General features: G+C 34.1%; 6 protein-coding genes. 5 read left to right on the top strand and 1 reads right to left on the bottom strand.

The window, feature by feature from the left end:
- From ACWOBP_RS07660 to ACWOBP_RS07645, 4 genes are all read left to right on the top strand, one after another.
- Positions 1-619, top strand: a 619-nt coding sequence (locus ACWOBP_RS07660) for an LPXTG cell wall anchor domain-containing protein (protein WP_455338189.1), incomplete at its 5' end; no start/stop codon positions are given.
- A gap of 242 nt (positions 620-861) precedes the next feature.
- Complete coding sequence (locus ACWOBP_RS07655) at positions 862-1,581, top strand: YebC/PmpR family DNA-binding transcriptional regulator (protein WP_060913931.1); 720 nt, start codon at positions 862-864, stop codon at positions 1,579-1,581.
- Positions 1,582-1,588: 7 nt separating this feature from the next.
- Positions 1,589-2,176 carry an RDD family protein gene (locus ACWOBP_RS07650; protein ID WP_455338188.1) on the top strand — a complete coding sequence of 196 codons (588 nt, stop codon included), beginning with the start codon at positions 1,589-1,591 and terminating at the stop codon, positions 2,174-2,176.
- Positions 2,177-2,346: 170 nt separating this feature from the next.
- Entirely contained in the window at positions 2,347-3,096 is a 750-nt protein-coding gene (locus tag ACWOBP_RS07645; RefSeq protein ID WP_455338187.1) for a DeoR/GlpR family DNA-binding transcription regulator, read from the top strand.
- Positions 3,097-3,232: 136 nt separating this feature from the next.
- On the opposite strand, the gene ACWOBP_RS07640 is transcribed toward ACWOBP_RS07645, so the two are convergent.
- A complete protein-coding gene (locus ACWOBP_RS07640) occupies positions 3,233-10,030 on the bottom strand; it encodes a ZmpA/ZmpB/ZmpC family metallo-endopeptidase (protein WP_455338186.1) in 6,798 nt (2,265 codons plus the stop codon).
- A gap of 489 nt (positions 10,031-10,519) precedes the next feature.
- On the opposite strand from ACWOBP_RS07640, the gene ACWOBP_RS07635 reads away from it, so the two are divergent.
- Positions 10,520-11,695 carry a CD0519/CD1768 family membrane protein gene (locus ACWOBP_RS07635; RefSeq protein ID WP_455338185.1) on the top strand — a complete coding sequence of 392 codons (1,176 nt, stop codon included), beginning with the start codon at positions 10,520-10,522 and terminating at the stop codon, positions 11,693-11,695.
- The last annotated feature ends 61 nt before the right edge of the window (positions 11,696-11,756 follow it).

Genomic DNA, 11,756 nt, shown 5'->3' with positions numbered 1-11,756 from the left:
ATTCCCAGATGGAACAAAAGCAACAATTCCAGGAAGCAAAGCTGTAGAAGAAGCGCCTAAAGGAGTTAAAGCACCAGAGAAAACACCAGTAAAAGATCCAAGCAACTTAACAGATGCAGAAAAAGAAGCTGCAAAAGCTAAGATTAAAGGAGCTAATGCTGATGTAGTAGAAGTTATCTTCGACAAAGCAGGAAATGCAACTGTAATTACTAAAGATGGTAAAGTTTACACAATCGTAGCTAAAGATATCTTTAAACAAAAAGAAGTTCCGACATTACCAGGAAAAGTTGGAGTGGAAAATGTAGCTAAATTAACAGATGCAGAAAAAGAAGCTGTTAAACAAGCTCTAATCGCTGCAAATCCAAAACTTAAAGATGCTAAGATTACAATTGCTGATAATGGAGAAGCAACAATTGTTTACCCAGATGGACAAGTAGTAGTAATCCCAGCTAATAATTTAGTAACTGCTAAAGGTTCAAACGGACAAGGTACAAATGCCAAATTAGGACAACGTCTAGCTAATACAGGTACAACTGAAACTAATACTGGATTAGCAGGATTAGGATTAGGAATCCTAGGTGGATTACTTGCTGCAGCAAGACGTCGTAAAGAAAAATAAGAAGTTGTTAAAACTGAATAGAAGATAACACAACAAAATCAATTTTTGGTTAACTTCTATAAAAATTATAAAAAAGTTCATAGTGATTTTATAATTACTATGAGCTTTTTTATACAACGCTTGAAAAAATAGCTTAAATATAGTAATATAGAGAGGTATGTAATAATTTTCTAGCCGTCTTTTGGTGAGAAAAATTACTATTATGGAAAATATTTATATAAAGAAAGAGAGATTAAAAGACTATGGGTCGTAAATGGAATAATATTAAAGAAAAAAAAGCGGCAAAAGACGCTAACACTAGTAAGATTTATGCTAAATTTGGACGTGAAATCTACCAAGCAGCGAAAACTGGAGAGCCGGATCCAGAAAGTAACAGAAATCTAAAAGTAGTATTAGAAAGAGCGAAAACTTACCGTGTTCCTAAAAATATTATTGACCGTGCTATTGAAAAAGCAAAAGGTGGAAGTGAAGAGAACTACGATGAACTACGTTATGAAGGTTTCGGTGTAAGTGGAACAATGGTAATTATTGATACTCTTACAAACAACGTTAATCGTACAGCAGCTGAAGTTCGTACAGCGTTAGGTAAAAACGGAGGGAACCTAGGTGTTACTGGTTCTGTTAACTATATGTTCGACAACACTGCAGTAATCGGTGTTGAAGGTAAAAGTGCAGATGAATTATTAGAGATTCTTATGGAAGCTGATATTGATGCTCGTGATATCATTGAAGAAGATGAATTAACACTAGTATATGGTGAACCAGAAAACTTCCACGAAATTCAAGAAGCATTAAAAGCAGCTGGAATCGAAGAGTTTGAAGTTGCTGAGATTTCAATGATTCCACAAAATGAAGTAACACTAAGCGAAGAAGATAAAGTTAAATTCGAAAGAATGTTAGAAATGCTTGATGACTGTGAAGATGTTCAACAAGTATACCACAACGTTGACTTAGAAGCCTAGGTGACTTATGGTAAAAAAGATTAAAAAGAATAGCTCATACAGTTATAATGATAGAAATATAAAACCGACATTTAGTGATATTTCAGCACCAGCACAAGAGCCACTGTTAGATGTGTATGGCGAAACAGCATCGATTGTAAAACGTTTCTTTGCATATCTAATTGATTTAGCTATTTACTTGCCGATAGCTTTTGTATTCCAATATACAACTGCGAATTTACGAGCTCAAGGTGGAGCAGAAAATGAAAGAAATGCATTGTATATGACGATTTCAATAGTTATTTTTGCGGTTCTTTTATACGGATACTTACCACAAAGATGGAAAGGTCAAACAATTGGAAAAAAACTTCTTAAATTAAGAATAGTTCCAACTGACAACAAAAAAATAGAATTTTCTAGATATCTAATCAGAGAATTCTTGATTAAAGTAACTATTGGTTGGGGAGCAGTACCAGTTTCAGCACTATTCTGGCTGTATGAAACATATGTGCTGAAACGTAAAGATTCAATAATGCTATATGATAGACTGTTGAATATGCGAGTAGTTGCAGCTACAGAACAACTAAAAGAAGAAAAAATAAAAGAAGATAAATAATAAATAAACTAGCTGATCTAGGTGATATAAACCTAAAAACAGCTAGTTTTCGTATGTTCTATGTTAGAATTAATGTTCGTTTTATTGTTTTTCTATGTTTTCAGTTTTATATTTCCTAAAAAAGTGTTAAAATATAGATGTTAAATTTATTACCTTAGAGTGGAGAAAAAATGTTAAAGATAGATAGACACAGCTATATTTTAAATGAGTTAAAAACGAAGCATTTAGTACGTGTGAGTAACCTTGCTCATGATATGAAAGTAACAGAGATGACAATACGTCGTGATTTACAAGAGTTGGAAGACTATGGGCATCTTACTAGAATACATGGAGGAGCAAAATTAAAACCAAAAAACTTTTATCAAGAAGATAATTATAATAAGAAAATTTCTGTAAATGTTGAAGAAAAAAAACAAATAGCTAGGAAAGTGGCAGATCTTATAAAAGATAATGAGACTATTTTTGTAGGAGCTGGAAGTACTACGAGTTACTTGGCAGAATTTTTACAAGATAAGAATCTTAATATTGTAACAAATTCATTGACGGTTTTTGAACAGTTTAAAGATAATCCATCTTGCGATCTTATCTTCATCGGAGGAAGATATCGTCAAAAAACAAAAGGATTTATAGGGTATTTCACGCAAGATGCACTTAGTAAAATAAGTGTTAATAAAGCATTTGTGGGAGTAAATGGTATAGATTTAGAAAAAGTTACTATCTCTGATGAAGAAGAAGGGCGTTGTAACGAGACGATTCTTAATAATGCGACTGAACGTTATGTACTAGCCGATCACAGTAAGTTTTCAACACATGCATTTTATACATTTTTCCAACTCAAAGACCTAACAGCAATCATCAGTGATGATGTTCTTGATGAAAATATTAAAGATCAATATCGAAAAGAAGTAGAAATAATATAGAATTATAGTTCAGGACTTGAAAAATAGTCCTGAATTTTTTTAATATTAAGTTTGCACAAATTACGTAATCACGATTCTATGAAATATTAAAAAACCTAGATTTAGAATGTCTAAATCTAGGTTTTTATTATTCAAATTATGATTTGAAGATAGAAGTTTTAAAGCTATTTGTTTGTTGAAGAAGCTTTTTGTATAGTTTCTCTTTAAGTGCAACAGTATTGTCAGATTTAACTGATCCATTTTTAAGAGTTGCTTTATCTTTTTCAACTGCTTCAGCAAATGCACGTTTTAAGTCTTCGTAGCTACTGTATGTAGTGCCGTCGATTGTAACAGGGTTAAATCCTGCTTTAGCTTTATCAACAACTTCTTTGAAGTATGCTTTCTTCCAATCTTCTAAGTTGTTAAATTTACCGTCAGATATTTTATTGATGATAAAGTCATCACCTAAAGCATCCTTACCGGCTTTTTTAGATTCTCCTTTTAACATATTCGAAGCATAGTTTAAGAATCCTTTTTCGTATCCATAGTAACCCCAAATTCTGAATGTGTTATGTTTGAATGACATAGATCCTGGAGCACCTTCACTTGTGTTACCTCCGTAGATACCTGCAGTAATAGGCACAGTTACGTAGGCAGTTCCGAATCCAGTTGGATCATAGATAGCATTACCTGGACCGTGTTTAGTCATGAAGTTTTTATCTACTAAGTCGTTAACAGAGTTTAACTCATATCCTTTTTCTTCTTCGTTAAGATCTCTAACTTCATCGTATTGATGCTTCGTATTAGCGTTACGTAATTTTTTAGCAACTTTCTTGAACCAAGCGTTGTTTAGTTCTTTACTGTGTTTCTCAATTACAGCTTCCCCTTCAAGGTAATCAAGAAGCATTAATGTATCGTTGAAACCTTTCATGTAATGATCGATTTCCGCACGAGATGTAAGATCGTTTGGATTAGTGTTATACCATTGGTTTCCGTCGTTTGGACGTTCGTATGCCATGTTTAATCCAAGTGCTTTAAAGTCACCGTTTGGACTTGTTTCAGCAGGTGATTGTAACATACCTTGTGCGAATGCTTCTAAGTCAGTTCCTTCACGGTGTCTTGAACCACCTAAGTAAACCATACGGTCGTTTACGTGAGTTGTTTCGTGAGTGAATGCAGAGATACCGAAGTCACTAATCATATCAGTAACCATGAAGAATACTGAATCATCTTTGTAAGGGTTACCGTAAACACGAGCTACTGCTCCCATACGCCAGTCAGTTGCATGATAACGTCCTGTTGGTCCGTATAATTCACGGATAGGAGCCACATCTTTACCACTATTAGTGTGTCCATATTTATCTGTGCTGATTCCTTTATAATTTTGGTTATCTAGCACCGGTGTTGGTACCATGTTGTTGCTCTTAAGAAGTTGGTTACGAACTTTATCTAATGATAAACGAGACCAGAAGTCTAGGTAATTTTGTTGAGCTTTTGCTACTTTATCAATTTCTGCTTTAAATGCCTCACGTTCTGCTTCAGTATTTTTACCGTATTTCTCAAATGAACTGTAAGCCATAGTGTTGTATGTTGAGATTAAGAACATATGAGCATCTTTCAAGTTAAGAAGTGGCAGAATCATCTTACTGTGCATGTCATTATTTAATCCTTCGTACGCTCTGTGTTTCTTATCAGCAAATTCAGGTGTTGTAGTTTTCGGTTCAACAATATATACATTATCTTTAGTTGCTTTTATGAACCAATCGTTTAAATCAGTATCACTTGTGAATAGACGCATATTATAGTCTAAGAAACTGTTTAACTCACCTATACCGATAGTTCCACCGATAGTTTCGCGATAAGCTTCTAAAGTTCTATCACCTTTAATGTTACTTTCTTTAGAACCAACTTTAATCAAGAAGTCTAAGACGCTAACGTTCTTACCGTAGAAGTCAGGTTTGAATAGCATTAACTCTTTAATGTTAAAGTCATCGAATTTAACTCCGTAGTAACGGTTTAGGTAAGCTAATCCAAGAAGAACTGCAGCTTTATTGTCATCAATTTTCTTAATTAATGCACGTTTTGCAGCTTCATCAGTATTAAGTTGGTGATCTTCATTTTGAACTAACTTAGTAACGAATTTATTAAGATTATCTTTAACGTACTTGAAGCTTTCTTCTAAGTAAAGATCCTTAATTGCATTTACTTTGTTAGGACCAGTTCTTCCTAAGAGTTGATAAACAGGATCAGATTGTAATTCTACTGGACTTAATTTACTTTCGATAGTACTAATTAAATCGCTACGCTCTTTATCAACGATGTTAGGAGTATAAACTATTTCTCCAAGTTCAGCGATGCTATATTCTTTAACTTGTTTCACTTGAGATTCTTTAGGTGAGATGTTAAAGATTTCTTTTGTCTTATCAGCGTAGTGAACGATAATGCGGTTGGCATCGCCAAGTTCAGTTACGAATTCATTATCTTTCATTGCAGCAACAGATAAAACTTCTGTAGTTAATAATTTAGAATTTGCAGGAATCTTGTTACCTTGGTTAACGATCCACTCTTTGTTGTAGAACGGTTGAAGTTTTTCGATGTTACGGTAAGCAAGTTCGCGCTCAGCGTTGTAGTCCTCTGTATCTTTATAAGTGTCTGCTTTTGGTTTAATGTTGTTAAGTGTATTAACTACTGGTTCGTTAATTGCATACTCATGAGCAGTGATTCCCATTTTAGCAAATTTTTCTAAGGCTTGAGCTTCTGTAATACCTTTAATTTGTTTAGATTTTTTGTATGAAGATAATCCTGTAGCTACATCTGTTACATAGAAGTTATTCTTGAAGTTATCAAATCCGAAGTATGAATCTCCAGTGTCAACTGAACTTGCTCCATACATGATTTCTCCGTTTGTAACTTTCATCATACTAACGTTGTTTTCAACCCATCCCCAGTCATAGTTTTCGTGGATTAAACCACCACTTTGACCGTGGTTTTTAAGTGTCATAGTACCTTTAACAAATGAATTTGTTAATCTACCACGTTGTTTGAAATCGTTAGGGTTTCCACCGTGGTTAACTTTAGCGACAAGTCCACCGAATTTAGAGTTGTTACCTACAATATCACCATCGAAATAAACGCTATCTGTATTACTTCTCCAGCTTTCACTTACAAGACCTCCAGACCACCAAGATTTATCTCCAAGACTGTTAATCTTACCGATAAATGCAACGTTACGCATATTTGATTCATCAAGTTTGTTAACCATACCGGTAACATCGTTGTTACCTACAATATTACCTGTTACCTTAATATTTTCGATATTTGAGTTTTTGAACATTTCGCCAAGAGGTGCAACTTTATTGTCCCCAGGTAAGTTAATATCTACATTACCTAAGTTAATATCATGAACATGGGCATTTTCGACTCTACCAAATAGAGGACGTGCTAAGTTATGGATAGTAAATCTTCCACCATCATTACTTAGTAATTTACCTTTAAATGTATTAGTAACATAAGATTTTCCATTAGGTTTTACATTTGCTGCATTAAGGTCTGCACCAAGTTTGAACTCTCCAGTAGGGTTAGCTTGCATATCTTTTACAAGTTCGTTGAAGTTGTAGTAAACATTACCTTCTTTTAATTTTTGTTTTTCGAAGTAATGAACATATTCGTTTGCTAATTTAGAAGCGTTTGTGTGTTGAACTAAATCAGGAGCAGTTGCAGTAACTTTGTATAAAGTTTTTCCGTCTTTAACTACTTCTTCAACTTTATCAACAGAAAGTCTTGTCACTTTGTTATCGTGAGTTGTAACTCGTAGGTAAAGTGGTGCAACATTCGTTGGTTTTTCTGAAAGTAGACTGATGTCAGTTTCAGCTCCAGCATCATCAACACTTATTAAGCTTGTTTCTTTAATATTTTTAATTTCAACTTTTTTAAGATCTAATTGAATTGGTTGATCTTCTAAAGTTTCAGTTTCTTCACCGTTACCTCTATCGTAAACCATAGTAGTAGATAGAGTATATTCTTGGAAGTATTTTAGATTATCTAATAATGCATCTAAGTTGTTTTCTGATAAATCAATTGTCTTAACAACTTGTCCATCTTTTTTCAGAGTAGCTGTGATTGATTTGATTTTAGCTTTAGTTGGATTTTCTAGAGTGTACTTAGCAACTACTTCTTTATCTAATACTTTTTTATCAGTATTTACAAATTTTAATATAGGTTTTTCAGCTAGTGGAACTAAGTTTTTGATAGCTTCTTCTAATTTTTCAGTAGCTGCATTCACTTTGCTTTGAGTAGTAGCTTTATCTGCATTTACAGGGTTTGCTGCTGCAAGTGCTTCTTCTAAAGCTTTCCATGTTTGAGTAGTGTATTCTTCTTTACGTTTGCTGTTAGCTGTGTTAATAGCTGTTTGTAATGCAGTTTTATCTACAGCAAGAGCTTTAATAGCGTCTTGAAGAGCTTTAGTAGCTGCATCTATTTCACTTTGTTTAGGAAGTGGAGTAGTTTGGTTGTTGATTTCTTTTGCTTTTATTTCAGCATTTTTAAATTCATTCCAAGTTTTAGGGCTATAGTCAGCTTCTTGTTTAGTTTCTGCGATTGTTATTTGTTCTTGTAATTTTGTTTTATCAATATTAAGAGCGTCGATAGCAGCTTTAAGTTTCTTAGCAGCTTCATCGATTTGAGCTTGAGTAGCAGTAGCGTTATCTTCTACTTCTTGAGCGGCATTTTTCGCTTCTTCTAATGCAGACCAAGTTTCAGGGCTGAAGTCAGTTTCTGTCTTAGACTTAGCATCAGCAAGTTGTTTTTCAAGTTCAGTCTTATCAGTTTTTAATGCCTCGATAGCAGCTTTAAGTTTCTTAGTAGCTTCATCGATTTGAGCTTGAGTAGCAGTAGCGTTATCCTCTACTTCTTGAGCAGCATTTTTCGCTTCTTCTAATGCAGACCAAGTTTCAGGGCTGAAGTCAGTAGCAATCTTAGACTTAGCGTCAGCAAGTTGTTTTTCAAGTTCAGTCTTATCAGTTTTTAATGCCTCGATAGCAGCTTTAAGTTTTTTGGCAGTTTCATCGATTTGAGTTTGAGTAGCAGTAGCGTTATCTTCTACTTCTTGAGCAGCATTTTTCGCTTCTTCTAATGTAGACCAAGACGCAGTGCTATAATCTGAAGCAGTCTTAGATTTAGCATCAGCAAGTTGTTTTTCAAGTTCAGTCTTATCAGTATTTAATCCAGCAATAGCTGCTTTAAGTTTTTCGTTAATGTGATTTACTTCGTTTTGCTTAGCAGCTGGATTGTTTGTAACTTTTTCAGCTTCAGCTAATACAGATTGAAGATTTGTCCAAGTTGCATCACTATAGTGTTCTTTAGTTTTTGATTTTGCATCTTTGATAGTTTTGTTTAAGTCTGTTTTGTCAACACTTAGAGCGTCAATAGCAGCTTTAAGTTTAGCTGTCTCGCTATCTACTTCAGGTTGTTTTACAGAATCTGAAGTGTAGACGTTTTGTGCAGTTGCTAAAATTGGTTTAAGAGCGTCGTAGCTTGCAGCTGAATAATCAGCAGGAACAAGTGCAAGAGCTCTATCGATTTGAGCTTTTAGTGCTGTTTTGTCAACTTTTTCCTCAGGTTTTGGAGTTTCCGGTTGAGGAGTAGGTTTAGTTTCCTCAGGTTTTGGAGTTTCTGGCTGCGGAGTTGGAACTGCTTCTTCCTTAGTTCCCACAGCAATAACTTCATTTACAGGTTGTTCTGTGATTGTGTTTTCTAGTACTGTGCTAGATTGTTTACCATTAACAGTAGTTACCTCTGTTAAAATAGTACGTTTACCGTTAGCTCCTTTTTGAACAACTTTATTTTGCCCTTTAGGTAAAGTAGCGTCATTTTGAGTGATAGTTTGGAATGGAATTACTTCTGTAGAAGTTACAACTTCAGGTTTTATTACAGTTGGAACTTTTTCACCTTCAGTAGGTGTTACTTTAGTTGTTGGAGTAACGATTGGAGTAGGTGCAACTTCCTCTTTAGTACCAATAGCGATTACTTCATCTACAGGTTGTTTTGTAATTGAAGTTTTAATAACTTTGCTAGATTGTTTACCATCAACAGTAGTTACTTCGCTAAATATGATTTGTTCCCCGCTAACCCCTTTTTGAACAACTTTATTTTGCCCTTTAGGAAGAGTGGCATCAGGCTGTTTTACAGTTTTGAAAGGAACAGCTTCAATAGTAGATTTAAGTTCAGGTTTGTTTTCGACTACAGTTTTAGGTGCTACTTCAGGTGTTGTTTTGTAAGTTACTTCAGGTTTTTGAGTAGGCTTTTGTTGAGGTTGTGTTGGTTTAGGAATAGCATTTTGTTCTTGTTGAGGTGACGTACCTAAATCACTAAGTGTGAAATAACCAACATAACGGTAACCATCTATATTGATTACACCATTCGCAAGTTCATTTGAATTAGCTACTGTTGTTTGAGTGTTGTAACGTACTAACTCTTTGTTTTCAAAGGCGAATGATTGATAAGGCATAACGATACTTTGCCCCATAGCTCCGATTAATACTACACTAAGTACTTTGTTTCTGTGTTTTTTCGACATTAAAAGAACTACTAAAACTGCAGTACCAATTCCAAGTCCAGCGACTGGTAATGAACTTTGTCCAGTACTTGGCAGTGATTTTAATTCAGTTGAAGGTTTAGTAGAAGTTTGTGCTTCTTTTTTATAAACCATGTAGTATGTTTCATCTTGTTTAACATTAGTAGGTATACTTCGTTTAACTAAAGTTTTTTCTGCATCGGTCAATTCGTTTTCAGCTAGATAAGTATATTTAACGCTTGTGTTGTTTTCATTTGCAAGTGCTTCGCTTGGTACATAGCTTCCAAAAAATAAAGCCCCGATAACAACCGGTGCTGCACCAAGAGATAATTTTCTAATTGAAAACTTTAAAATTTTATTATTATTTTCATTTTTCTTTCGCATAAAAAATCTTCTCCTATAATTTATTTGTTGCTAGTTAATTTTACCAAAAAAGAGGTGTAATTGCAATTAATCTAACTTGTTTAAAGTAGTAAAGATTTTTAAAGTTTTGAAAGTTTAAAATATAAAAATCATACTTATTTGGCTGAAGATTATAAAACGAATATAACACCAAGAGGTTCTGTATCACAACAAACTTTTGTGGGATGATAAAATTTATAAATAATTAATATTTTTAGAAGATAGGATATTTAAGTGTCTATAATGTTCAGAAGATTAGGGTTATAAAGGTTGAAAAGAGTTAATTTTTATTATAATAAAAGATATATAATATCAAGGATAGTTAAATTAATTACAAAATTGTTGAGATAGTTGCGGTAATAAAGAAAATATGTTATAATATTATATGTAAGTTGTATTAGTACAGTGTGTTTGAATGAATTCAAACAAGGATAATTAAATTTAATCAAAATTAAAGAAAGGATAATTTTTATGGACGGGGATAGGACCAAGAAAAAAAATAAGAATACAGTGGTAAAAAAAGCTGTTAGTTTAGAGACGTTTATTTTTCTAGCTATATTTTTCTTGATATTTGGATTTATGGCAAGGAAAATGGGGACGCCACTTATGTTTAAAACTATGATGGCTACTGCGCACGACTTATTACTGAATACAGTATTTTTCATTATGGCGATGGCAGTTATTGCTGGAGCAATCAGCGCACTGTTATCAGAGTTTGGAGCAATTGCATTAATTAATAAAATATTTGCACCGCTTATGAAACCACTTTGGGGGATGCCGGGAGCAAGTGTAACTGGAGCAGTTGCTACTTATTTATCGGATAATCCAGCAATTATTCCGTTTGCGAAAGATAAGCGTTTTGTAGCGTTCTTTAAAAAATATCAGGTACCAGCATTATGTAACTTAGGTACAGCCTTCGGAATGGGACTTATTGTAACGATGTTTATGATGGGGCAAGGAGAAGGATTTATCAAAGCAGCAATTATAGGTAATGTTGGAGCGATATTAGGTAGTATTATAAGTGTTCGTTTAATGTTAAGAGAAACTAAAAAATACTATGGTGACGAAGCGGAAGATCCAGTAGTAGAATTAGACGGCGAAGAAGAAGCGCCTGATAAAGTAAGAATAGTTCGTGATGGTAACATGTTCCAACGAGTTTTAGATACTATTTTAGAAGGTGGAAAAACAGGAGTAGAAATGGGAATGGCAATTATCCCAGGGGTACTGATTGTTTGTACTTTTGTGATGATGTTAACATTTAAAATGCCAGCTGGAGGATATACAGGAGCAGCGTATGAGGGAGTTGGTTTCTTACCTTGGTTAGGAGAAAAACTAACATTCATATTAGAACCATTATTCGGATTCCATTCAGCAGAAGCAATAGCCTTCCCGATAACGGCATTAGGAGCTGTAGGTGGAGCAATTTCTCTAGTGCCTGAATTCTTAAGAAGCGGTCTTATTGGACCGAATGATATCGCGGTATTTACAGCGATGGGTATGTGTTGGAGTGGATACTTAAGTACACATATCGGTATGATGGATGCTCTTGGAGTAAGAAAACTATCTTCAAAAGCAATTTTATCTCATACAATAGGTGGTATAGCAGCAGGAGTTATTGCGCACTACCTGTTCCTATTATTAGGATAACATATTTAAATAAATGGCTGAGAAAAGACGTAACTTTAGAGGAGGTTGCGTCTTTTTTATA

The organism is Gemella parahaemolysans (assembly GCF_053758945.1).
Note: the sequence above shows the minus strand (reverse complement) of the source record. Positions and strands in the feature narration are given on the sequence as shown.

Bases quoted from the DNA above. Each gene is read 5' to 3' on its own strand.
- ACWOBP_RS07655 (WP_060913931.1), top strand. From the start codon at position 862: ATGGGTCGTAAATGGAATAATATTAAAGAAAAAAAAGCGGCAAAAGAC.
- ACWOBP_RS07650 (WP_455338188.1), top strand. From the start codon at position 1,589: ATGGTAAAAAAGATTAAAAAGAATAGCTCATACAGTTATAATGATAGA.
- ACWOBP_RS07645 (WP_455338187.1), top strand. From the start codon at position 2,347: ATGTTAAAGATAGATAGACACAGCTATATTTTAAATGAGTTAAAAACG.
- ACWOBP_RS07640 (WP_455338186.1), bottom strand. From the start codon at position 10,030: ATGCGAAAGAAAAATGAAAATAATAATAAAATTTTAAAGTTTTCAATT.
- ACWOBP_RS07635 (WP_455338185.1), top strand. From the start codon at position 10,520: ATGGACGGGGATAGGACCAAGAAAAAAAATAAGAATACAGTGGTAAAA.